Raw genomic sequence first — 25,719 nt, 5'->3', positions numbered from 1 at the left:
GACGCGCGGAAGATCGGCGGGGTCGCGAGACTGATCCGTACGCGATCGACGGAGGGCTCATGTCGGGGACCGGCAGCGGCAACGGGGGCAGCGGCGGGAGCAGCGGGGCGCGGGGGGCGGCGCACCAGGAGGAGGGCAGGCTGCGGCGGACGCTCGGCTTCCGGGATCTGGTGGTCTACGGGCTCCTCTTCATCGCGCCGATGGCGCCCGTCGGCGTCTTCGGCACACTCGACGCGAAAGCGGGCGGCGCGGTCGCGCTGGTCTATGTCGCGGCGACCGTCGTGATGGCGTTCACGGCCTTCAGTTACGCCCAGATGGTGCGCGTCGCCCCGTTGGCGGGCTCGGTCTTCGCGTACGCGCGCAAGGGGCTCGGCGAGGGGCCGGGGTTCATCGCCGGATGGATGGCGATGCTCGACTACCTGCTGATCCCGGCGGTCGCCTATCTCTTCTCCGGCATCGCGCTCCACGCGCTCGTGCCGTCGGTGTCGCCGTGGGTGTGGACGGCGCTGGCGGTCGTCGTCACCACGTTCCTCAATCTCTGGGGTGTGCGGGCCGCCGCCCGCGTCGGCTTCGCGGTGCTCGCGATGGAGATCGTGGTGCTGCTGGTGTTCCTGGTGTCGGCGGTGGTGGTTCTCGTACGGGACGGGGCGCAGCGCGGCTGGCTGACCCCGTTCACCGGTGATTCCGGCTTCTCCGCGGCGGCGGTGCTGGGGGCGGTGTCGGTGGCCGTGCTGTCGTATCTGGGCTTCGACGCGATCGCCTCGTTCGCCGAGGAGGTGACGGGGGGCCCGTCGAAAGTGGCGCGGGCGGTGCTGTTCTGCCTGGTGCTCGCGGGTGCGCTGTTCGTGGCGCAGGGGTATCTGGCGGCGCTGCTGGAACCGATGACGTCGGCGGAGCTGGCCGCCGATCCGGCCGCGCAGGGGTCGGCGTTCTACTACACGGTGGACTCCGCGGTCGGGACCTGGCTGCACGATCTGGTGGCGGTCAGCAAGGCGATCGGGGCGGCCTTCGCGGCGCTTGCCGGGCAGGCCGCCGCGGGGCGGCTGCTGTTCGCGATGGCCAGGGAGCGGCGGCTGCCCGCGCTGCTCTCCAAGGTCGATCCGCGGTCCGGGGTGCCGCGGCTCGCGATCCTGCTGGCCGCCGTGGTGACGCTGGTGGCGGCGGTGTGGGCGGCCCGGCGCGCCGACGGTCTCGACCGTCTGGTCTCGGTCGTCGACATCGGTGCGCTGACGGCGTTCGTGCTGCTGCACGCGTCGGTGGTCGGCTGGTTCGCCGTACGCCGGATGGAGGGGCCGCCGAGCTGGTGGCGGCATGTGCTGGTGCCGGTGGTGGGCGCGGGCGTGCTGATCGCGGTGATCGTGGAGGCGACCGCGAGCGCCCAGGTGGTCGGGGTGTGCTGGCTGGGGGTGGGGCTGGTGGTGCTCGCGTTGCAGTGGGGGCGACGCGCGGCCTGAGGCGGGAGAGCGGCGCACACCTTGGGGGAGGGACACGCGGCCTGGGCCGGATGCACGGCTTGCGGCGTGAGAGCGGGAGCGCGGGGTGGCGTTCAGCCGTGGGGCCTTCGCGCGCGGGCGTCGGTGTGGGCGCGGGTTTCGGGCGCCGGCGTCGACACGGACGCGGGTTTCGGGCAGCGGGAGCGGGTCGCGGGAGCGGGTTTCGGGCAGCGGGAGCGGGTTTCGGGCTTGGCTTCTCCGCGGCGGCTGATTGTCGGTGGGGGCGGATACGCTCGCTCGCATGGCTCTCCAAACGTCCGCGGAAGCTCCGCTGCCCGTCGGTGATGTGTCGCGGCTCATCGGGGGATGGATCGACCGGCTCGGGGCGGTCTGGGTCGAGGGGCAGATCACCCAGCTGTCGCGGCGGCCGGGCGCCGGTGTGGTGTTCCTGACGCTGCGCGACCCGTCGCAGGACATCTCGGTGAGCGTGACGTGCTTCCGCCAGGTCTTCGACCGGATCGCGGATGTGGTGACGGAGGGGGCGCGGGTCGTCGTCCTCGCCAAGCCCGAGTGGTACGCGCCCCGCGGTCAGCTGTCCCTGCGGGCCACGGAGATACGGCCGGTCGGCATCGGTGAGCTGCTGGTCCGCCTTGAGCGGCTGAAGAAGTCGCTGGCCTTGGAGGGGCTCTTCGCGCTCGACCGGAAGAAGCTGCTGCCGTTCCTGCCGCAGCTGATCGGACTCGTCTGCGGGCGGGCCTCGGCGGCCGAGCGCGACGTCCTGGAGAACGCGCGGCGTCGGTGGCCCGCGGTGCGGTTCGAGGTGCGCAACACCGCGGTGCAGGGGGTGCACGCGGTGAATCAGGTGGTCCAGGCCGTGAAGGAGCTGGACGACCTCCCGGAGGTCGACGTGATCGTCGTGGCGCGGGGTGGCGGCAGCGTGGAGGATCTGCTGCCGTTCTCGGACGAGCAGCTGATCCGTACGGTCGCCGCGTGCCGTACACCGGTGGTGTCGGCGATCGGCCATGAGCCCGACTCCCCCCTGCTCGACCTGGTCGCGGACCTGCGCGCCTCCACGCCGACGGATGCGGCGAAGAAGGTCGTGCCCGATGTGGGCGAGGAGCTCGACCGGGTACAGCAGCTGCGGGACCGTGCGCTGCGGACCGTACGGGGGCTGCTGGACCGGGAGGAGCGTGGGCTGGCGCATGCGCTGGGCCGGCCCTCGATGGAGCGCCCCCTGCGCATGGTGGACGAGCGGGCGTCGGAGATCGACGCGCTGATCGGGCGGGGGCGGCGGGTACTGGGTCACCTGCTGGACCGGGCGGACTCGGAGCTCGCCCACACCCGGGCGCGGGTGGTCGCGCTGTCGCCCGCGGCGACCCTGGAGCGCGGGTACGCCGTGCTGCAACGGGCGGACGGCCATGTGGTGCGGGCTCCCGCGGACGCGGGGGCGGCGGGCGATGTGCTCCGTGCGCGGGTCTCGGGGGGCGAGTTCGCGGTGCGGGTGAGCGAATGAGCGGGGATTCGGGGAGCGGGGGTCCGGGGAGCGGGGGTCCGGCGCGCGGGGGTTCTCCGCGCGGGGCTTGCGTACCCGGGAGTGCCGTGCGCGGGCGGACGGGCCCGGGGCGCGGGGCCGACAGTGACGACGGACGAGATCGAAGGCTCCTGGCGGGGCGGAACGTAGGGTGGAGCGCATGACGGACGACGGGACCACGGCGGCTGGTGCCACGGGCACGCTCGGCTACGAGCAGGCCCGTGACGAGCTGATCGAGGTGGTGCGCCGCCTGGAGGCGGGCGGTACGACGCTGGAGGAGTCCCTCGCGCTGTGGGAGCGGGGCGAGGAGCTGGCGAAGGTCTGCCGGCACTGGCTCGAAGGCGCGCGCGCACGGCTCGACGCGGCCCTGGCGGGGCCTGCCGACCCGGCGGAGAACGGCGCCGGCCCGGCGGCCGACAACAGCTGAGACCTCCCCGGACACGAACGGCTCGCGTCGGCGCACGAGGGCGCACTGTGGAACGGATCACTCCGGCCCAGCTTTAGTTGAAAGTTAACCAACCTCTCCCGTACGGTGATCGTCGTTGCTTGATCCCCCTGTATGCCCGGAAGGTAATACGCACGATGTCGCTCGCTCTTGACCCCGCCGCCCAGGACCTCCTCTTCCGCGAGGCCCGCACCGCCAACACCTTCACCGACGAGCCGGTGACCGAGGAGCAGGTCCAGGCGATCTACGACCTGGTCAAGTACGGCCCCACCGCGTTCAACCAGTCGCCGCTGCGCGTCGTCCTGGTCCGCTCCGACGAGGGCCGCGAGCGCCTCGTCCAGCACATGGCCGAGGGCAACCGGCCCAAGACCTCGACCGCCCCGCTGGTCGCCATCCTGGTCGCGGACAACGAGTTCCACGAGGAGCTCCCGGCCCTGATGCCGCACTTCCCGCAGGCCAAGGACGCGTTCTTCTCCGAGCGCCCGGTCCGCGAGTCGTCCGCCGCGCTCAACGGTGCGCTGCAGGCCGCGTACTTCATCATCGGCGTCCGCGCCGCCGGCCTGGCCGCCGGCCCGATGACCGGCTACGACGCCGCGGGCATCGAGAAGGAGTTCCTGGACGGCGACCACAAGGTGCTGATGGTCGTCAACATCGGCAAGCCGGGCGAGGACGCCTGGTTCCCGCGTCTGCCGCGCCTCGCCTACGACGAGGTCGTCACGACCGTCTGATCGCCTCCGCGCGTACGGAGAAGGCCCTGGAACGGCACACCGCCGCGCCCCAGGGCCTTCTCCGTTCCTCCGCTTCCCCGTACGCCGCCTTCTCCGCTTCCCCTTACGTCACCGCACGGCGTCACGTCGCCGCACGGCGTCACCCCACGCTCGGCGTCACCCCACACCCGGCGTCAGGACGACTTGAGCGCGGCCGCCATCTCCGCCAGCCGCTCCGGCGAGGCGGAACCCGTGACCACCGTGGTCGCACCCTTGTCCTGGCGCACGAGGGCGTCGTACTTCTCGCCCTTCCAGTGCTGCCAGGTCTCGCCCGCGACCTGCTGCGTACGCCCGGTGTCCCTGGCGTCCTGACTGACCTCGGTCACGTACTTCTTCGCCGTGGAGGTGGACTGCTCCACCGCGACGTACTTGCCCTCCGGGTCGAGGAAGCCCAGATGCCAGCTGTTGTCGGCCTTGCGGTCGTAACTGACCGAGGTCGGCTTCCAGTCCTTGGCCAGTCCGTCCGGTGCGACCACCGGATAGGGCGCCGCGCGCCGCGCCGTCAGCAGCTCTACCCGGTAGTCGACCGGCTTGACCGGGTTGGCGTTCTCGTCGTGCGGAACGAAGATGTAAACAACCCCCGCCGCGGCGGAGATCACCGCCATCGACAGGAACATGTCCCGCACCGTCTGCTTGCCTCGCTTGCTAGCCACGGGTCCATGGTCGCATCAGACCCGCTGGGTCCGATTCGGGGGGCAGCCGCTCATAAGTGACCCGGTCTGCTCATTTTGTCGACCTGACGATAGAGTCACAGCACCCTCTTCCGGTCGTCGTCGTACAGAAAGGTGCGCTCCGATGTCCGAGCATCATCTGCCGTCTCAGCTTGAGGTCTCCCCGGAGGCCCCCGACCGCAACCTCGCCCTGGAGCTGGTCCGGGTCACCGAAGCCGCCGCCATGGCAGCGGGGCGCTGGGTCGGCCGTGGCGACAAGATCGGCGCCGACGGCGCCGCCGTGAAGGCCATGCGGACCCTCGTCTCCACCGTCTCGATGAACGGCGTCGTCGTCATCGGCGAGGGTGAGAAGGACGAAGCCCCCATGCTGTTCAACGGCGAGCGCGTCGGCGACGGCACCGGCCCCGAGGTCGACATCGCCGTGGACCCGATCGACGGCACGACCCTGAACGCCAAGGGCATGCCGAACGCGATCGCCGTGCTGGCCGCCGCCGACCGCGGCGCCATGTTCGACCCGTCCGCGGTCTTCTACATGGACAAGCTGGTCACCGGGCCCGAGGCCGCCGAATTCGTCGACATCAACGCGCCCGTCTCGGTGAACATCCGCCGTGTCGCGAGGGCGAAGAACTCCGCCCCCGAGGACGTCACCGTCGTCGTCCTCGACCGCCCCCGCCACGACGGCATCGTCAAGGAGATCCGGGAGACCGGCGCGCGGATCAAGTTCATCTCCGACGGCGACGTCGCGGGTTCGATCATGGCCGCCCGCGAAGGGACCGGCGTCGACCTGCTGATGGGCATCGGCGGCACCCCCGAGGGCATCATCTCGGCCTGCGCCATAAAGTGCCTCGGCGGTGTCATCCAGGGCAAGCTCTGGCCGAAGGACGAGGCCGAGCGGCAGCGCGCGCTGGACGCCGGGCACGACCTGGACCGGGTGCTGTCCACCGACGACCTGGTCAGCGGCGACAACGTGTTCTTCGTCGCGACCGGCATCACGGACGGCGAACTGATGCGCGGCGTGCGGTACCGCGCGGAGACGGCGACCACCGAGTCGATCGTCATGCGGTCCAAGTCCGGCACCATCCGGAAGATCGACTCGACGCACCGGCTGTCGAAGCTGCGCGCCTACAGCGCGATCGACTTCGACCGCGCGAAGTAACTCCCGTCCCCGGGGTCCGGGGAGAGGAAAGCGAAGAGGCGCCCCCGTGTGCGGTGGGGGCGCCTCTTCGCGTGGTAACGGATGTGCGCGGAAACGTACGGAACCATGCGGGCACCTACGGAAACGCACGGGCGCGTAAGGAAACGTGCGGGCACGTACCGAAACGCACGGGCGCGTAAGGAAACGTGCGGGCACGTACCGAAACGCACGGGCACACAAGGAAACGTGCAGGCGCGTACCGAAACGTACGGGCCCAGACAGACCCGTACCGACACACATGGACACGGAACGACCGGTTCGGCATCCCGGCGCCCGCCCGAGATGCCGAGATCCGGCCCGTCAGCCCGCCCAGGGTGCCGGGGTCCGGCCGGTCAGCCCGCCGCCGCGATCCGGCCCGCCGCGCCGGAGGACGCGGATGATGCCTTGAGCTCCATCTCGCGTCGTCTGCGCCGGGCGAGCACCACGCGGCGTTCGGCGGCGGTGAGGCCGCCCCACACCCCGTACGGCTCCGGCTGTATGAGGGCGTGTTCCTGGCATTCGACCATCACCGGACAGCGCGCGCAGACCCGCTTCGCGGACTCCTCGCGCGCGAGTCTGGCAGCAGTCGGCTCCTTCGACGGGGCGAAGAACAGCCCGGCCTCGTCCCGGCGGCACACCGCCTCCGAGTGCCAGGGGCCGGCCTGGTCCTCCCGAGCAGGGGTGCGCTGGGGAGGGACGGCGGCGACCTGCAGGGGCTGATGCGGCAGTTGCAGCACGGTCTACTCCTGACGACGGCTTCGGCTTCGCGAGCGAGAGACGATGCAGCACTCCCTACCCGCTGTGCGTACGCCTATGCACTGAGTGCTTCCGGTTCCGGGCCGCGGAATTGCCGTTGGTCAGAAATATGGCTTGTTTTCGAAGGAGTTCGAAGCCGTGGAGAAGCGGAGTGGAACGCGTGAGCCCTTAGCCGAGGTATTTACGCAGCCGGTCCTGGAGGTCCGCGATGAACTTCCCTCGCTTGGGCTTCGCCTCGACGCTGCCGAACACCGAATAGCCATTGACGACGACCACGGGCGCTTCGGGGTCGACGGATTCCAGCGTGGCGACTTCGAAATTGCCGAAGACGCCGGTGCCGCTGCCGCGCAGGGAGATGTTCTCGGGGACCTTGATCTCGATGCTCCCGAAGATGGACGTCGCGTTGATCACCGTGAGCCTCTGACCGAAAAGCGCCTCGGTCAGATCGATCTCCACACTACCGAAGAGCGCGAAGGCGTTCGTACGGCCGCCGACCCGCCAACGCCCCCTGCGGGTGGAGCTGCTGAAGATCGCCACCAGGTTCTCGGCGGGGCCCGTCGGGCCCTCCTGGCCGGACGCGCCCATGGCGGTCGCGGCGGCCGGGCGCGAGGCGCCCGACGGTGCGGGCAGATCCCGTACCAGCGGTTCGAGTTCACCGACGGTCTTGGCGCGGTAGACCGCGTCGACCCGCTCGGCGTGCTCCTCGGCGGTGAGCCGGCCCTCGGCCATGGCCTCGCGCAGGATGTCCGCGATCCGGTCGCGGTCCGCGTCGGAGGCGCGGATACCGGCCGGCTCCGCCGGGGCTACGGGCTGCTGGGGGTGCTTTTCGAGGTCCACCGACCCAGGGTACCCAAACGCGATAGATCGCGACTAGCCCCCGCCCCGCCCCGGCCGTGTCGCCGCCCCCGTGCCGCCGTGTCGCCGCCCCCCGTGCCGCCGCCGTGCCGCCCCCGGTCCGCACCCGCGCCGCCGCCACGCGGACGCCCGACTGAGCCTTACCTCACAACCTCGGCACCCGCGGGGCGTTCTACCCTGGTGGATGCGCTGTCCAAGGGAGGCCAGCCGCTGTCTGCCGAGTGAGGAATGGCCGTAATGCCAGAGTTTGCGTACTCCGATCTGCTCCCTCTGGGAGAGGACACCACGCCCTACCGTCTGGTGACCTCCGAAGGTGTCTCCACCTTCGAGGCCGACGGTCGTACGTTCCTCAAGGTCTCCCCGGAGGCGCTGCGCACGCTGGCCGCCGAGGCCATGCACGACATCTCCCACTACCTGCGCCCCGCCCACCTGGCGCAGCTGCGGCGGATCGTGGACGACCCCGAGGCGTCGTCCAACGACAAGTTCGTCGCGCTCGACCTGCTGAAGAACGCGAACATCGCCGCCGCGGGTGTCCTGCCGATGTGCCAGGACACCGGCACCGCGATCGTCATGGGAAAGCGCGGGCAGAACGTACTCACCGAGGGCGGTGACGAGGAGGCCCTGTCGCACGGCATCTTCGACGCGTACACCAAGCTCAACCTCCGCTATTCGCAGATGGCTCCGCTCACCATGTGGGAGGAGAAGAACACCGGCTCGAATCTTCCGGCGCAGGTCGAGCTGTACGCCACGGACGGCGGCGCGTACAAGTTCCTCTTCATGGCGAAGGGCGGCGGCTCGGCCAACAAGTCGTTCCTCTTCCAGGAGACGAAGGCCGTGCTGAACGAGGCCTCAATGATGAAGTTCCTGGAGGCGAAGATCCGTTCGCTGGGTACGGCCGCCTGCCCGCCGTACCACCTGGCGATCGTCGTCGGCGGTACGTCGGCCGAGTTCGCGCTGAAGACCGCGAAGTACGCCTCCGCGCACTACCTGGACGAGCTGCCCGCCGAGGGCTCCCCCACGGGGCACGGCTTCCGGGACAAGGAGCTGGAGGAGAAGGTCTTCGAGCTGACGCAGAAGATCGGCATCGGCGCCCAGTTCGGCGGCAAGTACTTCTGTCACGACGTGCGTGTCGTCCGGCTCCCCCGCCACGGCGCCTCGCTGCCCGTGGCCATCGCCGTCTCCTGCTCGGCGGACCGCCAGGCCACCGCGAAGATCACCGCCGAAGGTGTCTTCCTGGAGCAGCTGGAGAAGGACCCGGCGCGCTTCCTGCCGGACACCACCGACGACCACCTCGACGAGGCGGGTGACGTCGTGGAGATCGACCTCAACCGGCCGATGGACGAGATCCTCGCCGAGCTGACCAAGTACCCCGTGAAGACCCGGCTCTCGCTGACCGGCCCGCTGGTCGTGGCGCGCGACATCGCGCACGCCAAGATCAAGGAGCGGCTGGACGCGGGCGAGGAGATGCCGCAGTACCTGAAGGACCACCCGGTCTACTACGCGGGCCCGGCGAAGACGCCCGAGGGGTACGCCTCCGGCTCCTTCGGTCCGACGACGGCCGGCCGCATGGACAGCTACGTCGCGCAGTTCCAGGCGGCCGGCGGCTCGAAGGTGATGCTCGCCAAGGGCAACCGGTCCCAGCAGGTCACCGACGCGTGCGACGCCCACGGCGGTTTCTACCTGGGCTCGATCGGCGGTCCGGCGGCGCGTCTCGCGCAGGACTGCATCAAGAAGGTCGAGGTCGTCGAGTACGAGGAGCTCGGCATGGAAGCGGTGTGGCGGATCGAGGTCGAGGACTTCCCCGCGTTCATCGTCGTCGACGACAAGGGCAACGACTTCTTCACCGAGCCCGCCCCGGCACCGACGTTCACCAGCATTCCGGTACGGGGCCCGGGTCTCGCCTGACGGGTTGAGGCACCCCCGAGCCGCCTTCCCGCGGAGGCGTTCCGGCCGTATCGCACCGGCTGGGACGCCCCCGCGGGCCGTTCACGCCCGCCGGAGCGCGCCCGCGGGCCCGTTTCTCGCCGCGTGGCTCCGGCGCCCCGCGGGCCGTTCTCACCCCCGCCGCGCCGGCAGCCCCGGTTCCCCCGCGGCCCCGGCTCGCCCGTGATCACGCCTCCAGCAGCCCCGACGTCGCGATCAGATAACCGAGTTGGGCGCGGCTGTTGCTGCCCAGCTGTTCGGAGACCCTCCGCACGTGTTCGGCGACGCTGCGGCGGCTCATGCCGAGCCTGCGGGCGATCGAGTCGTCGGTCTCGCCACCCACGACCGCCTGCAGGATGGTCCGTTGCAGGTCGGAGGTGACGACCGGGGTGCGCAGCGGTACGCGTTCCGGGCGGACCGGGACCGCGCGGGCCCAGGCCTCGTCGAAGTGACGGACCAGGAAGCGGATCAGGGGCGGGTGCTGGATGCGCAGGGCGCTGTGCGGCTCGTCGGAGTAGGGGACGAACGCGAGGTTCCGGTCGAAGACGATGATCCGGTCGACGACCTCGGCGAGTGTCCTGACCTCGGCGCCCTCGGTGGTCACCTGCTCGATGTAGGCGAGCGTCGTACGGTCCGAACGGACGGTGTGCTGATAGATCGTCCGCTGCCGGATGCCCCGCCGCAGATTACGCAGGTCCCGGGGGAGCGACTCCTCCAGTGTGTGCGCGGGACGGCCCCCGCCGGGGTGGGCGGTGCGGACCTCCTCGCGGCAGCCGGCGACGCCGGCTTCGAGCGCCTTGCCGATCACGGCCGCGCCGGAGAGCCGGGCGAGGGCGGGCTGTTCGAGCCGGTGCACCTCGGCGTACAGACCCTCGAACACGGCCAGCGCGGCACGGGCCGAACGCAGTGTGCGACGCTGCCGGGCGATCGCCTCCTCGATGGGCCCGAGCGCGTCGAACGAGGCGGTCTCGGGCGGCACGGGGATCAGATACCCGGGCGAGTCGCGGTCCTCCATCATCAGGTGAAGGGCGCTCAGGCAGCGGGGCACGTCGCTCGCCGGAAGGCTGCCTTCCGTGAGCGCACGCCGATAGGCCGCGAGGGCCGTGCCACAGGCGCGTTCCGGTGACGATTCGCGGCAATCACACGCCCGTGGGCCGGAATGATCGTCCTTCACAACCATGCAGATTACATTCGTGCAATCCGAAGGCCGCGGGCGAGCGCGGCCGCTCGGTGAGTATGGGCCGGTGACGCACGACATCGAACAGGCGGACGAACGGCCGGAACGCGCACCGGATGCCCATCCGGCCCGGACCGCGCGCGGCGAGCACCGATTTCGGATTCTCGTCGCCGGATACTCGCTCTCTTCGTACGGCACCTTCCTGAATATGGTGGCGCTCAATCTGTTCGTCTACGAGACGACGGGCAGAGCGCTCGCGATGGGCCTGTTCATGGCCGTGCGCCTGGCGTCCGGATTTGTCGCCGGACTGGCCGCCGGTGGCCTTCTCACCCGTTTCACGGCCAAGAGCCTCATGTTGTGGACGAATGTGGCACAGGCGGCGGTGATGCTGTCGCTGGTCTTCGCGCCGCAGGGGGCGCGGACGGCCGCGCTGATGGCCGTTTCCGTGGTGGTCGGCTCGTGCGGAACGCTTTTCATGGTGTCGCTGCGCAGTTCCATTCCCGAGATGGTCGGCGACGACCGCCGATCGTGGGCGAACTCCCTCTCCATCACCGGGCGTTCACTGGCCATGGTGGCCGGTTTCGCCTCGGCGGGCGTGGTGGTCTCGCTCGTCGGCTACACCACCGCGTTCGTGGTGGACATGGCCACCTTCGCGGTCTGTGCCGTGACGGTGGCTCTGCTGCCGATCGCGGGCGGTGGCAGGGGGAAGGGCGCCCGGCCGGAATCGGAGAGGGATTCCGGCGGGCGTACGAGCGCCGGGACGCGGAAGGGGAAGAGGAAGGCCGAGACCGGGAAGGCCGGCACCGGGGCAGCCGGGACCGGGACGGCCGGAGGGGGCGGCGCCGGGACGCGGCGGTGGCGGGTGCCGGGCGCGTTCCTCGCGTCGGCCGCCGCGCCCGGTCTCGGTCTGATGGTGGTGCTGCGATGCGTGGACGCCTTCGGTTCGTCCTCGCACAACGCCGCGCTGCCGGTCTACTCCGCCGGACTCGACACCTCGCACCCCGCCGTGTTCGTCAGCGCGTTCTGGTGTCTGTGGGCGCTGGGCAACGTCGTCGCCCAGCAACTGATCCAGCGGTACGCCAAGCGCACCGGCCGGGCGGTGGGCGCAGCGGGTTTCGGGTACGGCACGTGTCTGATGTCCGGGGCCTTCATCCTGGCGTTCGCCGGGTTCCCGTCGGCGGCGACCGCCGTGATCGCGCTGGGCGCGGGTGCGGCCGACGGGCTCACCGAGGTCTCGTACACCTCGCATCTGCAGACGCTCCCCGCCGAGTCGCGCGGTCACGCCTTCGGGCTCTCCGCGACCGTCGAGAACCTCGGCTTCGGCGTCGGCATGATCCTGGTCGCGGCGTCGCTCGACAGCTACCGGCCGCTGACCGTGGTCGCCTGGTCGCACGGGGTGGCCATCGTGGTCGCCGTGATGTTCCTGATCCGGGTGGCGGGGTTGCGCAGAGGTGATCGCGCCCCCGCTCCCCGCTCCGGCACCGCTCGCGACGGGCAGGTGCCGTGAGGGTTCGCCTACGGCGGTATTCAGCCAATCTTCAACCGCTCAGGGCGCGACCGCCCGCCCGGCCCCGTGCGGGTGCGCCCGGCGCGGAAGCGCGGTCGGCGCCGGGGGCCCGCATCCGGTCCGGGCCGCAGGCGTCCGGCGCGGCGGGAGGGCGGGTACGGGCGGCGGTCGCGGACGGCGGGCGCGGGCGGTGTCCCGGAACGCGGTGCCGCGCGTCCACACCCTTCGGAACGCCTTTCCTGGACGCCCTCGGTACGGACCCCGTACACCTCCGCCGCCTCGGACCCCGACACCGCGGCGGCCGATCCGGCACCGCAGCTTTCACGCAGCGGGCCGCTCCGCGGACTTGCACCGCGCCGGGCCGCTGCGGTGGATTGTCGAACGCTCCTGAAGTACTCCCCCGACGCGGGAAACAGCCCGGGGGATCCAGGAATCGGCCGTCACCCCCCACACCTCGAAAACCCTCATTCGCTCACCGTCGAACATCGGAAAGGCGGACGCCGTATGACGCCGCTTCCCCACCGCAGCCACGCCGACGACCTGCTGTCGTTCATCAGGGCCAGCCCTTCCCCGTACCACGCGGTGGCGATCGCCGCCCAGCGTCTGGAGAAGGCCGGCTTCCGTGAACTGCACGGCACGGACGACTGGACGGGCACGACCGGCGGCGGCTTCGTCGCCCGCGGCGGCGCCCTGATCGCCTGGTACGTCCCCGAGGGCGCGCCCGCCCACACCCCGTTCCGGATCGTCGGCTGCCACACCGACTCCCCGAACCTCCGGGTCAAGCCCACCCCCGACACCGGGTCCGCGGGCTGGCGGCAGATCGCCGTGGAGGTCTACGGCGGCGTTCCGCTGAACACCTGGCTCGACCGCGATCTGGGCATCTCCGGACGGCTCGCACTGCGCGGTCCGGGCGGGGGCGTCGAGTCCCGGCTCGTCCAGATCGACGAACCGCTGCTGCGGGTGCCCCAGTTGGCCATCCACCTGGACCGCACGGTCAATGAGGGGCTCGCCCTGGACCGGCAGCGCCATCTCGCCCCGCTGTGGGCGCTCGGGGCGCCCGAGGAGGGCGCGCTGCTGCGCCGGGTCGCGGCGGCCGCGGAGATGGAGCGGGGCGACGTCCTCGGCTGGGACCTGATGCTCCATGACGTCCAGCCGCCCGGTTATCTCGGCGCGGACCAGGAGTTCGTGGTGTCCGCGCGGCTGGACAACCTGGTGTCGGTGCACGCGGGCGTCACGGCCCTGGTGGCCGCGGCGACCGCGGCCGAGGAGCCCTCGTACATCCCCGTTGTGGCGGCCTTCGACCACGAGGAGGTCGGCAGCGGTTCGGACACCGGTGCGCAGAGCCCGCTGCTGGAACGCGTCCTCGGCCGCTCGGTCGCCGCGCGCGGCGGCAGCTCCGAGGACTGGTCCCGCGCCCTGTCCGGTGCCTTCTGCGTCTCCGCCGACATGGCACACGCGGTCCACCCCAACTACGCGGAACGCCACGACCCGGGCCACCATCCGCTGCCCAACGGCGGTCCCACGGTCAAGGTCAACGCCAATCAGCGGTACGCCACCGACAGCACCGGCATGGCGGTGTTCGCGGCGGCGTGCGAGCGGGCGGACGCGCCGTGGCAGCCGTTCGTCTCCAACAACGCGATGCCGTGCGGCACGTCGATCGGCCCGCTCACCGCGGCCCGGCTGGGTGTCGCGACGGTCGACGTGGGGGTGCCGGGACTGTCCATGCACTCGGCGCGTGAGCTGTGCGGGGCCGCGGACCCCGGTCATCTGGCCGCCGTCCTGGTCGCGTTCATGACGTCCGGCTGACGCACCGGCCGGGGCGGCGGGCCGGGGCGGCGGGCCGGGGCGGTCCGGGCCGCCACGCCCGGTGCGGAGGGGAAGGGCGGGGCGGTCCGGGCCACCCGGGCCGGGGCCGGCCCGCCCCTCCCCCGCCGCAGGACGCGGTCGCGCGAACGCCGCGGGACGCGGTTACGCGAACCGCTGCTTCGCGCTGCCGTCGCAGGTCTGCAGCTTCAGCGGGTCCTTGGCCGCCGCGAGCGTGAGGCACAGCCCGGTCGAGGCCGCCGGACGCACGGTGCCCGACTCCTTGACGAACTGCTGGTTGGCCGCGCCGGAGCAGTTCCACAGGATGAGCGTGGCGCCCGCCTTGTAGTCGGCGCCCGGCACGTCGAGGCACCGGTCGTGGCTCAGCTCCGTACGGAGGTTCTTCGTGCCGGAGTCGTACCACCAGCCCTGGTTGCGGCCGCCGTGGCAGTCCCAGCCGCCGATCTCGGTGTCGTTGCGGGTCACCGAGGCGGGAACGTCCACGCAGGTGCCCGTGGCCTCGTTCTTCAGGGGCTTGAAGACGTCGTCCCACGCCGCGGCCTGCAGCACCGGCTGCCCGGTGCTCGCCGGGTCGGCGCAGCTCGCCTCGCGCAGGTTCGAGCGGTAGATCTGGGTCAGGCAGGACGCGAAGGCGCCGTGGCCCCGCTCGTTCGGGTGGAAGGACTGCCGGACGGAGTTGGAGTCCGGCGGGAAGTGCGACAGGTCGATGTAGAGGCCGCGGGCCCAGGTGGACTCGCTGCAGACCTCGTGGCCGTGGAAGAGCCGGGAGTTGTCGAGGTAGACGGCCCCCGATTCGGCTGCGGCCTTGCGCATACCGCGTTCGAAGGCGGGAACGGCGACGTTGCGGCCCCAGGCGGCGTCGGAGTCGTAGCCTGCGCAGCCGCCGGGAAGCTTGCCGGGGAAGTCCGGGTTGTCGTAGAAGTCCGGACCGATGGGGCTCGGGTAGCCCATGACCACGAGCTTGTAGTCGCTGTTGGTGTATCCGGCGCCGGACATGACGGTCTTCAGATCGCGCACCGTCTTCTCGACCTTGGGGACGAGTCCGTCGACGCGCGCCTGCCAGCCGCCGTCGTACTTCGGCTGGCAGGTCCCCTGCGAGAGCACCCAGCGCTGGACGCAGTCCGTCATGACCGGGCCGAACTGGAGGTCGTCATTGGCGCCGGCGACCAGGACGACCATCTTGATGCGGGTGTTGCGTGCCTTGATGGCGAGGTTGTCGCTCTGTACGAGTTCGTCGGCGTACTGCTTCGAGCCGCCGATCACGATGTTGCCGGTGTACGCGCCGGAGCAGGAGACGTTGTACGTGACGTCGGCCGGGATGCCGGTGCGGTGGATGGCGGAGTCGGGCGAGCGGTGGCACCAGTTGTCGGGGCCGTTGGTGCCCGCCTCGTACGTGCCGACGCCCTCGCCGGAGATCTCGCTGTCGCCGAGCGAGATCAGCCCGGTCTTGCGGTCGGCGAGCGGGCGCTCGGCCGGGTCGCCGTACAGCTGGGTGGCTTCGGCGGCGCGGATGGCCTCCAGCTCGGGCGACAGGGGGGTGGATGCGGTAGTGGTGGTACCGGACCGGTCCGCCGCGCCCGCCGGTCCTGCGGCGGCCGCCATGCCGCCGCATGCCGCCGCCATGGCCGCGGCGGCCGCGACCGTACTGCGAAGTCTGTGCCTGGTGCGCCTCATTGCGCCTCCCCGGGTTGTGGTTACCCCCGGTATTTACTGGTCGGTAGGCAACTTGGGAATACACAGAACGAGACAAGTGCTCAACTTTTTCAGGAGGTTGAACCCATGGACGACGCACAGGCCACCGCGCAGACCCCCGCGGACGGCACGGATTTCCGCATCGAGCACGATTCGATGGGCGAGGTGAGGGTGCCCGCGAACGCCAGGTGGCGGGCCCAGACGCAGCGCGCGGTGGAGAACTTCCCGATCTCCGGGCAGCGCCTGGAGCGGGCCCACATCGAGGCCCTGGCCCGGATCAAGGCGGCCGCGGCCAAGGTGAACGCCGAACTGGGGGTGCTGGCCCCGGACATCGCCCTGGCCGTCCAGGAGGCCGCCGAGGAGGTCGCCGGGGGCCGCTGGGACGCCCACTTCCCCATCGACGTCTTCCAGACCGGCTCCGGCACCTCGTCCAACATGAACACCAATGAGGTCGTGGCCACCCTCGCCACCGAACGCCTGGGCCGCGAGGTCCATCCCAACGACCACGTCAACGCCTCGCAGTCGTCCAACGACGTCTTCCCGTCCTCCATCCACATCGCCGCCACCGCCGCCGTCACCGGCGACCTGATCCCGGCACTGGACCACCTGGCTGCCGCGCTGGAGCGCAAGTCCGCCGAGTTCGCGACGGTCGTGAAGTCGGGCCGTACGCATCTGATGGACGCCACGCCCGTCACCCTGGGCCAGGAGTTCGGCGGCTACGCGGCGCAGATCAGGTACGGGATCGAGCGGCTGCGCGCCTCCCTCCCCCGCCTCGCCGAGCTGCCGCTGGGCGGCACGGCCGTCGGTACCGGCATCAACACCCCGCCCGGCTTCTCCGCCGCCGTCATCGCCGAGGTCGCCCGCGCCACCGGCCTGCCGCTCACCGAGGCCAGGGACCACTTCGAGGCGCAGGGCGCGCGGGACGGGCTCGTGGAGACGTCCGGCCAGCTCCGCACCCTCGCCGTCTCGCTCACCAAGATCTCCAACGATCTGCGCTGGATGGCGTCCGGGCCGCGCACCGGCCTGGCCGAGATCAACCTGCCCGACCTCCAGCCCGGCTCCTCGATCATGCCGGGGAAGGTGAATCCGGTCATTCCCGAGGCCGTCCTGATGGTGGCGGCCCAGGTGATGGGGAACGACGCGACGGTCGCCGTCGCGGGCGCGGCGGGCAACTTCGAACTGAATGTGATGCTGCCGGTCATCGCGAAGAACCTGCTGGAGTCGGTACGGCTGCTGGCCAACGCCTCCCGGCTGCTCGCGGACCGCACGGTGGACGGCATCACGGCGAACGCGGAGCGGGCCAGGGAGTACGCGGAGTCCTCGCCGTCCGTCGTCACCCCGCTGAACAAGTACATCGGCTACGAGGAGGCGGCGAAGGTCGCCAAGAAGTCCCTGGCCGAGCGCCGGACGATCCGCGAGGTGGTACTGGACTCGGGATACGTCGAGCGCGGCGATCTCACGGTGGAGCAGCTCGACGAGGCGCTGGACGTGCTGCGTATGACCCGCCCGTGACACGCATCGCAGCAAGGGGGCCCCGGCATCTCTAAGATCTGCCCATGGCAGATCTGGAGTACATCGAGCACTGGGCGCCGGGTGATCAGATCCTGTGGCGCTACCGCGGCAACGGCCCGCTGCCCGAGGGGGCGCGGGACCCCGTCCCGGCCCCGGTGCACATCTGTCGCCCCGTCACCGTCGTGCAGGACACGGACGAGTTGCTCGCCGTGTGGGTGGCGCCCGGCACCGAGTGCGTGAAGCCGGTGCTGGCGAACGGCACCGAGGTGCACGACGAGCCGCTCGCCACCCGCTACACCGCCCCGCGCACCACCGCCCGCTCGCCCTGGCTCGGCAACGGCGTGCTGAAGCTCGCCCGTCCTGGTGAACCCTGGTCGGTGTGGCTGTTCTGGGGGCCCGGCTGGAAGTTCCGCAACTGGTACGTGAACCTGGAGGAGCCGCGCACCCGCTGGGCGGGCGGCATGGACTCCGAGGACCACTTTCTCGACATCTCCGTCCACCCGGACCGCAGCTGGGCCTGGCACGACGAGGACGAGTTCGCCCAGGCGCAGCGGGTCGGTCTGATGACTCCGCGGACCGCCGGGCGGGTACGGGAGGCGGGCCGCGCGGCCGTCGAGGTGATCCGGGCGTGGGGAGCGCCGTTCCGGGACGGCTGGGAGGACTGGCGGCCCGATCCGCACTGGCGCGTCCCCGCCCTCCCGGATGACTGGGACCGTACCCCCTCCCCCATGGCATCGTGAGACCCTTGATGCACCCCAGGGGGGCAAACGTAGGATCGCCCTCCGGAGCGCCGCACCGCCCCAACCGGCAGACGCGGCACCGAACCTGACCGCAAGTCATCGCACGAGCACCACGCACTGCATGAGCTGGACGAGCCACATCAGTCGGATGAATCGCATGAGCCACTACGAGGGGGTGGAGACGTGCTCGCTGTCGCCCGCCCCGTCACCGGAAACGTTGTCGGCGAACCACCCTGCGGGCATCCGGTTTCGGCCCCTCTTTCGGGGGCATCCGGTGACAGCCGTTGTTATCACCGCTCTTGCCGGGGCACAGTGGCGCCCCACGAGGTGATTGCCTCATACAACCGGCCCGGACGGACGGAACCCCACGCGTGACGGAGCATCCCACCTCCCACGAAGGCCGGCAGCCTCTCGCCGCCCGGTCGCAGGAACGCACCCGGCCGCGGCAGCAGGATGCCGCGCCGGCTGCTTCCCCTGCCACCGCCGCGATCCCCGGACCCGCCGCGGCGCCGGGCGCCGGGGCGAATCCGGCGGCTCCCGCCGCTGCCGCGGTGAATCCCGGCCCCGCAGGACTCGACCCCCAGGCCGCGGCCCGTCGCGAGGGCGACCGGCTGCGTTTCGTGGGGGCCGCCACCCGGCGGATCGCCCGCGGCATAGACCTCGACGAGATCGTGCTGGGCCTGTGCCGGGCCAGCGTGCCGACGTTCTCCGACGCCATACTGGTCTACCTCCGCGACCCGCTCCCGGTCGGTGACGAGCGGCCGGTCTCCCCGTTCGTGCTGCGGCTGCGCCGGTCGGACCGGCTGCGGCTGAACGAGGAGGAGACCGAGACCTCCTCGGAGATCGAGCGCCTGCGGCTGCCCGTCATCGACCCGCACGGCGACCTGCCGCCCGCGGCCGAGCTGTGCGAGGTCCGCTCGGGTGGCGCGCTCGCCGAGGTGCTGCGTGGGGTGCGGCCCGTTTTCGGGGACTCCGCGGCGGCCCGTGCCGCACTGCCGGAACTGCTCGGCTCCGGCCGAACCGTACCCACCGGGCACCGGGCGATCCTCGCCCCGCTGCGCGGCCGGCGGCGGGTGATCGGCGCCGCCGTCTTCCTGCGCGGGACCGAGCGGCCGCCCTTCGAGGCCAATGACCTGCTGGTCGCGGCCCAGCTGGCGACGCACACCGCGCTGGGCATCGACAAGGCCGTGCTGTACGGGCGCGAGGCGTACATCGCCGACGAGCTCCAGCGCACCATGCTGCCCGACTCGCTGCCCCAGCCGACCGGTGTCCGGCTCGCCTCCCGCTATCTCCCGGCGGCCGAGACGGCCCGGGTCGGCGGCGACTGGTACGACGCGATCCCGCTGCCCGGCAGCAGGGTCGCCCTTGTCGTCGGGGACGTCATGGGCCACTCCATGACGTCGGCGGCGATCATGGGCCAGCTGCGCACCACGGCGCAGACCCTGGCCGGGCTCGACCTGCCGCCGCAGGAGGTCCTGCACCACCTCGACGAGCAGGCGCAGCGGCTGGGCAGCGATCGCATGGCGACGTGCCTGTACGCGGTGTACGACCCGGTCGCGCACCGCATCACGATCGCCAACGCCGGGCACCCGCCGCCCGTCCTGCTCCACCTGGGCGGCCGCGCGGAGGTGCTGCGGGTACCGCCCGGCGCCCCGATCGGCGTCGGCGGGGTGGACTTCGAGGCCGTCGAACTGGACGCGCCCGCGGGCGCCACGCTGCTGCTGTACACCGACGGTCTGGTGGAGTCCCGGCTGCGGGACGTCTGGACCGGGATCGAGCAGCTGCGCGAACGGCTCGCCACCACCGCCCGGCTGACCGGCCCGGACCACTCGCCGCCGCTGGAGGCGTTGTGCGACGACGTCCTGGACATGCTCGGTCCCGGCGACCGGGACGACGACATCGCGCTGCTCGCCGCCCGGTTCGACGGGATCGCGCCGAGCGACGTCGCGTACTGGCACCTCGAACCGGAGGAGACCGCCCCGGGACGGGCCCGCAGGCTGGCCCGCCGGGCACTGAACCGCTGGGGGCTCGACGATCTCTCCGACTCGGTCGAGCTGCTGGTCAGCGAGGTGGTGACCAACGCCGTGCGCTACGCGGAGCGACCGGTGACGCTGCGGCTGCTGCGCACCGACACGCTGCGCTGCGAGGTCGGTGACGACGCTCCGCAACTGCCCCGGCAGCGCCGGGCCCGGGACATGGACGAGGGCGGCCGCGGCCTGTTCCTGGTGAACCGGCTGGCCCGGCGGTGGGGGGCGACGCGTCTTTCGACGGGCAAGGTGGTCTGGTTCGAGATGCCGACCCGGGGCCAGTAGGGGGCCCGGACCGGGCACGGGGAAGAGCCCTGCACGGACGGTAGCCAAATGTTGCCGTCCTCCTGTCGGCGGAGTTGACTTCAGTCGTGAACGAGACGACCTGACCGAAACCCCCACCGACGGGAGGACGCTCGTGCCCGAGGAATCGAAGACCAGGAACACCCCCTACACCACGAACAACGCCGGAATCCCGGTGGAGAGCGACGAACACTCGCTCACTGTCGGATCCGACGGACCGATCCTGCTCCAGGACCACTACCTCATCGAGAAGATGGCCCAGTTCAACCGTGAACGGGTCCCCGAACGAGTGGTCCACGCCAAGGGCTCCGGTGCCTACGGCTTCTTCAAGGTGACCAACGACGTCAGCCAGTTCACCAAGGCGGACCTCTTCCAACCGGGCAAGCAGACCGCCATGCTCGCCCGCTTCTCCACGGTCGCCGGTGAGCAGGGCTCCCCCGACACCTGGCGCGACCCCCGTGGTTTCGCCCTGAAGTTCTACACCGAGCACGGCAACTACGACATGGTCGGCAACAACACGCCGGTCTTCTTCGTGCGCGACCCGATGAAGTTCCAGGACTTCATCCGCTCGCAGAAGCGCCGGCCGGACAGCGCGGTGCGCGACCACGACATGCAGTGGGACTTCTGGACGCTCTCCCCCGAGTCCGCGCACATGGTGACGTGGCTGATGGGCGACCGGGGCATCCCCAGGACGTACCGCCACATGAACGGCTACAGCTCGCACACCTACATGTGGGTGAATGCCGGCGGCGAGAGGTTCTGGGTCAAGTACCGCTTCAAGACCGACCAGGGCATCGACTTCTACCCGCAGGCCGAGGCGGACGAGATGGCCGGCGTCGACGGCGACGTGCACCGCCGCGACCTCTTCGAGTCGATCAAGCGCGGCGACCACCCGAGCTGGACGCTGTACGTCCAGATCATGCCGTTCGACGACGCGCCGGACTACCGGTTCAACCCGTTCGACCTCACGAAGGTGTGGCCGCACGGCGACTATCCGGAGATCGAAGTCGGCCGGATGACGCTCGACGAGAACCCCGAGGACTTCTTCGTCCACATCGAGCAGGCGTCCTTCGAGCCGTCGAACCTGGTGCCCGGCATCGGTCCGTCGCCGGACAAGATGCTGCTCGGCCGGCTCTTCTCGTACCCGGACACCCACCGGTACCGGATCGGACCGAACTACGCGCAGCTGCCCCCGAACCGTCCGAGGTTCGGCCGGAACTCGTACGCGAAGGACGGCCCCATGCGGTACGAGCCGACCCGTACGGGAGCGGTCTACGCACCGAACTCGTACGGCGGTCCCGCGGCGGACACCCAGCGCTTCGGCGACCCGGCGGGCTGGGCCACGGCGGGCGAGATGGTGCACGAGGCGTACAAGCTGCACCGCGAGGACGACGACTGGGGCCAGGCGGGCACCATGGTGCGCAAGGTCCTCGACGAAGCGGCCCGCGAGCGGCTGGTGTCGAACATTTCCGGCCATCTGCTGGACGGTGTGAGCGCCCCGGTCCTGGAGCGCGCGCTGCAGTACTGGCGCAATGTGGACAAGGACCTCGGCGACCGGGTCGCCAAGAAGGTCAACGGCGGCTGAGAACGTCGCGAAGACCGCACAGGAGAGGGGCGGTGGCGGGCGGCCCCCCCCCACGCCCACCCGCGCCCCAAGTCAACCGCGCATCGACGAACACCCACCTCGACGCGGCGGCGTATCGGTGGCGGGGGGGTTGACGTTGTTGCCCGGCCGCCCGGGGTCCGTCCCGCCGTCCGGCGGATCCGGCGACTCGCTGACCGGCGGATCCGGCGACTCGCTGGCCGGCGGATCCGGCGTCTCGCTGGCCGGCGGGCTGGAGGGCGTGCTCGGGTGCTGGTCCGGCGAGCCGGACGACTGGGACGGATCCGGGTCGGGGGTCTCCGACGGCGAGGTGGTCGCCGGCGGGCTGCTCGGCAGGGTGACCTCGCCGCGCTCGACGTCCTGGAGGTCGAACCGCGCCCCGGAACCGCCGTTCAGCGCGCCGAGGGTGTAGTCCGCCCAGATCTCCGCCGGGAAGCCACCGCCGTTGGCCCGGCCGGAGTTGGCGGTACCGGTCAGGGTGACCTGGCCGCCGCCCTCCTTGGGGGATTCACCGAAGAGCGCCACCACCGTGGTGAGGTCCGGGGTGTACGCGGCGAACCAGGCCGACTTGTTGTTCTCGGACGTACCCGTCTTGCCCGCCGCCTGGTACGCCGAGGCGTTGGCCGCCTTGCTGCCGGAGCCGCTCTCCACGACGTCCTTCAGGACGGAGGTCACGGTGTCGGCGGACTTGCGGCTGATCACCTGGTCGCCGACGCCCTTGACCGGCTCGACCGTCCGGTCGCGGTGCTTGGCGGACTTCACGATGAACGGGGTGACCTTCTTGCCGTGGTTGTCGAGGGTGGCGTACGCCCCGGCCATGTCCCACGTCGAGGCGTTCATCGTGCCGAGCGTGATGGCGGGACGCTCGGGGAAGTTCTTGTCGGGGAGGCCGAGGGCCAGCGCGGTCTTCTTCACCGCGGGCGGGCCGACATCGACCACCATCTGCGCGAAGACCGAGTTGATCGACTTGTTCATCGCGTTCTGCACGGTGACGTCGCCGTAGCTGACGTTGTCCTCGTTCTGCGGGGCGAACGGGGTGTCGCTGCCCACGACGGGCCGCTTGCTGGTGCCGTCGTAGCGGGTGTTGACGCCGATCAGGTCGCCGCCCTGGGTCTTCGATTCGTTCTCCAGCGCGGAAGCGAGCACCAGCGGCTTGAAGGTGGAGGCGGGCTGGTAGTCCTGGCGCGTGGCGTTGGATATGTAGTGCTTGACGTAGTCCACCCCGCCGTAGAGCGCGACGACGGCACCGGTCTTCGGATCGACGGAGGTGGCGCCCGCCTGGACGGTCGCGTCGACCTTGCTGTCCTTGCGGTCCAGCTTGGACTCCAGCTGGCGGTCGACCGCCTTCTCCAGTTCCTTCTGGCGCTTCTTGTCGATGTTGAGGGTGAAGGTCCAGCCGCCGGCCTGCCGCATGTCGCCGGTGATGCCCTGCTTGTCCAGCTCCTTGTTGGCCGCCTCCACGAGGTAGCCGGTCTGGCCCTCCATGCCGCGGGCGGGCTTGGGCTTGTCCGGGACGGGGAACTTCAGGGTGTCGCGCTCGGACTTGTCGAGCCAGTGCATCTCGACCATGTTGTCGAGCGTGTAACCCCAGCGGTCCTTGACGAGCTTCTTGCCGGTCGGCGACGCGATCGCCCAGTCGTACTGGCTGGGGGCCTGGAGCAGCGCGGCCAGATAGGCGCCCTGGGAGACGTTGAGGTCCTTGGCGTCGACGCCGTAGTAGGCCTGCGCCGCGGCCTGAATCCCGCTCGCGCCGCGTCCGTAGTAGGCGGTGTTGATGTACCCGGCAAGGATGAAGCTCTTGTCCTTCTTCTGGTCGACCTTGAGGGAGATCACCAGTTCCTTGAGCTTCCGGCTGATCGTCGGGTCCTGCGTCAGGTAGTAGTTCTTCACGTACTGCTGGGTGATGGTCGAGCCACCCTGCTTGCCCTTGCCGGTGAGCGTGCTGAGGATGCCGCGCGCGGTGCCCTTCAGGTCGACGCCCTTGTCCTGGTAGAACGTCTTGTTCTCGGCGGCGACGAAGGTGTGCTGCACCTCCTTGGGGACCTCGGCCAGGTCCACGATCTGGCGGTTGACCCCGTCACCGGTCCGGGTCAGCACGGTGCCGTCGCTGTACTGGTAGACGTTGCTCTGCCGCTCGGCCAGGGCGTTGGCCTTGGGCACGTCCACGTACACGTACAGCGCCACGAAGGCGCCCATGATCAACAGGCAGAACCCGAAGAACGTGCCCAGCATCTTCCGCCAGGTGAAGAGTCTGCGTATGCCGCCGCTCTTCGCAGCCCGCCGCGACCCGCGCCGCTGGGCTCGTCGCGCATCCGCTCGACCCATCTCTGTGTTGCTCCCGTTTCTCTGCTCGACCAGATCAGCTCAGCCCAGCCAGCTAACACCGTCGGCGAGGACAAAAAGCAAGCGATGCGGTCTTTTCCGGACGTGACAATCAGCACCCGTTCTCTAGGGAACCGACTCACGAGAGGGGCCCAGGGTTGCGAACCCGAGTAATGTGTAATCACATTGCTAGCACCGAGTACCGCTCTGTCAGTCTTTCGAAACGGGGGATCCCATGCCCGACCAAGGCAATCCGCACGCCGCGTCCACCCTGACCGCCGACCTCACGCCCGACGCCCCCGAGATGCCCGAACCACAGGTGAGAGAGGTGACGGCGCACAGCATCCCCGGCGGCCTCGGCCTGCTGCTGACCGTGATCGGGGTGATCGCCGGCATCGGCCTGGCCATCATCGGCGGCGTCATCGGCTCGAACGGGAACAACGGCGTAGGCATCCCGGTGTGCATATTCGGGGTCCTGCTCGTCATCGCCTCGTTCTTCTGCATGACGGGTGTGAAGATGGTCGCACCGGGCGAGGCACGGGTGATCCAGCTCTTCGGCCGGTACGTCGGCACGATCCGCACCGACGGGCTGCGCTGGATCAATCCGCTCACCAGCAGCCGGAAGATCTCCACCCGGGTCCGCAACCACGAGACCGCAGTCCTGAAGGTCAACGACGCCTACGGCAACCCGATCGAACTCGCCGCGATCGTCGTCTGGAAGGTCGAGGACACCGCGCAGGCGCTCTTCGAGGTCGACGACTTCCTGGAGTTCGTCGCCACCCAGACCGAGGCGGCCGTCCGGCACATCGCCATCGAGTACCCGTACGACGCCCACGAGGAGGGCGGCCTCTCCCTGCGCGGCAACGCGGAGGAGATCACCGAGAAGCTGGCCGTGGAGCTCACCGCCCGGGTGCAGGCCGCCGGTGTGCGGATCATCGAATCGCGCTTCAGTCATCTCGCGTACGCCCCCGAGATCGCCTCCGCGATGCTTCAGCGCCAGCAGGCCGGCGCGGTGGTCGCGGCCCGGCAGCAGATCGTCGAGGGCGCGGTCGGCATGGTCGAGATGGCGCTGACCCGGATCGCCGAGCAGGACATCGTCGAGCTCGACTCCGAGCGGAAGGCCGCCATGGTCAGCAATCTGATGGTGGTGCTCTGCGGTGACCGCGCGGCGCAGCCGGTCCTCAACACGGGCACTCTTTACCAGTGACGGAAGACCAGTGACGGAAGAGACCCCCGGACGCGGGCCGCAGCAGCGCAAGCAGATGCTGCTGCGGCTGGACCCCGCGGTGCACGACGCACTCGCCCGCTGGGCCGCCGACGAACTGCGCAGCGCGAACGCCCAGATCGAGTTCCTGCTGCGCAGGGCGCTGGCCGAGGCGGGCCGCCTGCCCGGCACGGCCCGTCCGATCCCCCGCCGGGGGCGGCCGCCGAAGTCCCCGCCCTCCGAGTGACTCCGA

Annotated in this window: 20 protein-coding genes; 14 read left to right on the top strand and 6 right to left on the bottom strand. The window is 70.7% G+C overall.

The window, feature by feature from the left end; all coding sequences use genetic code 11:
• The first annotated feature begins 59 nt into the window (after positions 1–59).
• From ACFVT1_RS10865 to ACFVT1_RS10850, 4 genes are all read left to right on the top strand, one after another.
• Positions 60–1,454, top strand: a complete 1,395-nt coding sequence (locus ACFVT1_RS10865) for an APC family permease (RefSeq protein WP_389794193.1) — start codon at positions 60–62, stop codon at positions 1,452–1,454.
• 280 nt (positions 1,455–1,734) lie between these two features.
• The gene (gene xseA, locus ACFVT1_RS10860) at positions 1,735–2,946 is read left to right on the top strand and encodes an exodeoxyribonuclease VII large subunit (RefSeq protein WP_389794192.1); all 1,212 of its coding nucleotides are present in this window, start codon (positions 1,735–1,737) and stop codon (positions 2,944–2,946) included.
• 178 nt (positions 2,947–3,124) lie between these two features.
• Positions 3,125–3,391 (top strand): exodeoxyribonuclease VII small subunit, encoded by a 267-nt coding sequence (locus tag ACFVT1_RS10855; RefSeq protein ID WP_389794191.1) that lies wholly within the window; start codon positions 3,125–3,127, stop codon positions 3,389–3,391.
• A gap of 155 nt (positions 3,392–3,546) precedes the next feature.
• Positions 3,547–4,137, top strand: coding sequence for a malonic semialdehyde reductase (locus ACFVT1_RS10850; protein ID WP_389794190.1), 591 nt, complete (start codon positions 3,547–3,549; stop codon positions 4,135–4,137).
• Between the two features lie 173 nt (positions 4,138–4,310).
• On the opposite strand, the gene ACFVT1_RS10845 is transcribed toward ACFVT1_RS10850, so the two are convergent.
• Positions 4,311–4,829, bottom strand: coding sequence for a DUF4245 domain-containing protein (locus ACFVT1_RS10845; protein WP_389794189.1), 519 nt, complete (start codon positions 4,827–4,829; stop codon positions 4,311–4,313).
• Positions 4,830–4,971: 142 nt separating this feature from the next.
• On the opposite strand from ACFVT1_RS10845, the gene glpX reads away from it, so the two are divergent.
• Entirely contained in the window at positions 4,972–6,003 is a 1,032-nt protein-coding gene (glpX, locus tag ACFVT1_RS10840) for a class II fructose-bisphosphatase (RefSeq protein WP_389794188.1), read from the top strand.
• A gap of 371 nt (positions 6,004–6,374) precedes the next feature.
• Here the strand turns inward: glpX and ACFVT1_RS10835 are convergent, their stop codons facing one another.
• Positions 6,375–6,758, bottom strand: a complete 384-nt coding sequence (locus ACFVT1_RS10835) for a WhiB family transcriptional regulator (RefSeq protein WP_362200184.1) — start codon at positions 6,756–6,758, stop codon at positions 6,375–6,377.
• Positions 6,759–6,945: 187 nt separating this feature from the next.
• Complete coding sequence (locus tag ACFVT1_RS10830; protein ID WP_389794187.1) at positions 6,946–7,614, bottom strand: DUF1707 domain-containing protein; 669 nt, start codon at positions 7,612–7,614, stop codon at positions 6,946–6,948.
• Positions 7,615–7,869: 255 nt separating this feature from the next.
• Here ACFVT1_RS10830 and ACFVT1_RS10825 point away from each other — a divergent pair, with 255 nt between their 5' ends.
• The gene (locus tag ACFVT1_RS10825; protein ID WP_389794186.1) at positions 7,870–9,537 is read left to right on the top strand and encodes a fumarate hydratase; all 1,668 of its coding nucleotides are present in this window, start codon (positions 7,870–7,872) and stop codon (positions 9,535–9,537) included.
• A gap of 205 nt (positions 9,538–9,742) precedes the next feature.
• On the opposite strand, the gene ACFVT1_RS10820 is transcribed toward ACFVT1_RS10825, so the two are convergent.
• Complete coding sequence (locus ACFVT1_RS10820) at positions 9,743–10,729, bottom strand: LuxR C-terminal-related transcriptional regulator (RefSeq protein WP_389794185.1); 987 nt, start codon at positions 10,727–10,729, stop codon at positions 9,743–9,745.
• 70 nt (positions 10,730–10,799) lie between these two features.
• Here ACFVT1_RS10820 and ACFVT1_RS10815 point away from each other — a divergent pair, with 70 nt between their 5' ends.
• Both ACFVT1_RS10815 and ACFVT1_RS10810 read left to right on the top strand, forming a co-directional pair.
• Positions 10,800–12,239: an MFS transporter gene (locus ACFVT1_RS10815; protein ID WP_389794184.1), complete on the top strand. Its 1,440-nt coding sequence runs from the start codon at positions 10,800–10,802 to the stop codon at positions 12,237–12,239.
• 504 nt (positions 12,240–12,743) lie between these two features.
• Positions 12,744–14,045, top strand: a complete 1,302-nt coding sequence (locus tag ACFVT1_RS10810) for a M18 family aminopeptidase (RefSeq protein ID WP_389794183.1) — start codon at positions 12,744–12,746, stop codon at positions 14,043–14,045.
• Between the two features lie 162 nt (positions 14,046–14,207).
• Here ACFVT1_RS10810 and ACFVT1_RS10805 read toward each other — a convergent pair whose 3' ends face one another.
• Complete coding sequence (locus ACFVT1_RS10805) at positions 14,208–15,737, bottom strand: ricin-type beta-trefoil lectin domain protein (protein WP_389794182.1); 1,530 nt, start codon at positions 15,735–15,737, stop codon at positions 14,208–14,210.
• 105 nt (positions 15,738–15,842) lie between these two features.
• On the opposite strand from ACFVT1_RS10805, the gene ACFVT1_RS10800 reads away from it, so the two are divergent.
• From ACFVT1_RS10800 to ACFVT1_RS10785, 4 genes are all read left to right on the top strand, one after another.
• Entirely contained in the window at positions 15,843–17,267 is a 1,425-nt protein-coding gene (locus ACFVT1_RS10800) for a class II fumarate hydratase (RefSeq protein WP_389794181.1), read from the top strand.
• Between the two features lie 44 nt (positions 17,268–17,311).
• A complete protein-coding gene (locus tag ACFVT1_RS10795; RefSeq protein WP_389794180.1) occupies positions 17,312–18,007 on the top strand; it encodes a DUF402 domain-containing protein in 696 nt (231 codons plus the stop codon).
• Between the two features lie 371 nt (positions 18,008–18,378).
• Positions 18,379–20,319 (top strand): SpoIIE family protein phosphatase, encoded by a 1,941-nt coding sequence (locus ACFVT1_RS10790; protein ID WP_389794179.1) that lies wholly within the window; start codon positions 18,379–18,381, stop codon positions 20,317–20,319.
• A gap of 133 nt (positions 20,320–20,452) precedes the next feature.
• Positions 20,453–21,922 (top strand): catalase, encoded by a 1,470-nt coding sequence (locus tag ACFVT1_RS10785; protein ID WP_362200154.1) that lies wholly within the window; start codon positions 20,453–20,455, stop codon positions 21,920–21,922.
• A 72-nt stretch (positions 21,923–21,994) separates the two neighbouring features.
• Here ACFVT1_RS10785 and ACFVT1_RS10780 read toward each other — a convergent pair whose 3' ends face one another.
• Positions 21,995–24,265 carry a transglycosylase domain-containing protein gene (locus ACFVT1_RS10780; RefSeq protein WP_389794178.1) on the bottom strand — a complete coding sequence of 757 codons (2,271 nt, stop codon included), beginning with the start codon at positions 24,263–24,265 and terminating at the stop codon, positions 21,995–21,997.
• 232 nt (positions 24,266–24,497) lie between these two features.
• On the opposite strand from ACFVT1_RS10780, the gene ACFVT1_RS10775 reads away from it, so the two are divergent.
• Positions 24,498–25,469: an SPFH domain-containing protein gene (locus ACFVT1_RS10775; protein WP_389794177.1), complete on the top strand. Its 972-nt coding sequence runs from the start codon at positions 24,498–24,500 to the stop codon at positions 25,467–25,469.
• A gap of 55 nt (positions 25,470–25,524) precedes the next feature.
• A complete protein-coding gene (locus tag ACFVT1_RS10770; RefSeq protein WP_389794583.1) occupies positions 25,525–25,713 on the top strand; it encodes a hypothetical protein in 189 nt (62 codons plus the stop codon).
• Positions 25,714–25,719 lie beyond the last annotated feature (6 nt).

It is taken from the genome of Streptomyces sp. NPDC057963, from assembly GCF_042887155.1.
Lineage (GTDB): Bacteria > Actinomycetota > Actinomycetes > Streptomycetales > Streptomycetaceae > Streptomyces.
The sequence above is the reverse complement of the archived record's forward strand: the minus strand, read 5'-3'. Positions and strand labels throughout refer to the sequence as shown.

Coding starts and splice junctions, on each gene's coding strand:
- ACFVT1_RS10865 (WP_389794193.1), top strand. CDS start 60: ATGTCGGGGACCGGCAGCGGCAACGGGGGCAGCGGCGGGAGCAGCGGG.
- xseA (WP_389794192.1), top strand. CDS start 1,735: ATGGCTCTCCAAACGTCCGCGGAAGCTCCGCTGCCCGTCGGTGATGTG.
- ACFVT1_RS10855 (WP_389794191.1), top strand. CDS start 3,125: ATGACGGACGACGGGACCACGGCGGCTGGTGCCACGGGCACGCTCGGC.
- ACFVT1_RS10850 (WP_389794190.1), top strand. CDS start 3,547: ATGTCGCTCGCTCTTGACCCCGCCGCCCAGGACCTCCTCTTCCGCGAG.
- glpX (WP_389794188.1), top strand. CDS start 4,972: ATGTCCGAGCATCATCTGCCGTCTCAGCTTGAGGTCTCCCCGGAGGCC.
- ACFVT1_RS10825 (WP_389794186.1), top strand. CDS start 7,870: ATGCCAGAGTTTGCGTACTCCGATCTGCTCCCTCTGGGAGAGGACACC.
- ACFVT1_RS10810 (WP_389794183.1), top strand. CDS start 12,744: ATGACGCCGCTTCCCCACCGCAGCCACGCCGACGACCTGCTGTCGTTC.
- ACFVT1_RS10805 (WP_389794182.1), bottom strand. CDS start 15,737: ATGAGGCGCACCAGGCACAGACTTCGCAGTACGGTCGCGGCCGCCGCG.
- ACFVT1_RS10800 (WP_389794181.1), top strand. CDS start 15,843: ATGGACGACGCACAGGCCACCGCGCAGACCCCCGCGGACGGCACGGAT.
- ACFVT1_RS10795 (WP_389794180.1), top strand. CDS start 17,312: ATGGCAGATCTGGAGTACATCGAGCACTGGGCGCCGGGTGATCAGATC.
- ACFVT1_RS10780 (WP_389794178.1), bottom strand. CDS start 24,265: ATGGGTCGAGCGGATGCGCGACGAGCCCAGCGGCGCGGGTCGCGGCGG.
- ACFVT1_RS10775 (WP_389794177.1), top strand. CDS start 24,498: ATGCCCGACCAAGGCAATCCGCACGCCGCGTCCACCCTGACCGCCGAC.
- ACFVT1_RS10770 (WP_389794583.1), top strand. CDS start 25,525: ATGCTGCTGCGGCTGGACCCCGCGGTGCACGACGCACTCGCCCGCTGG.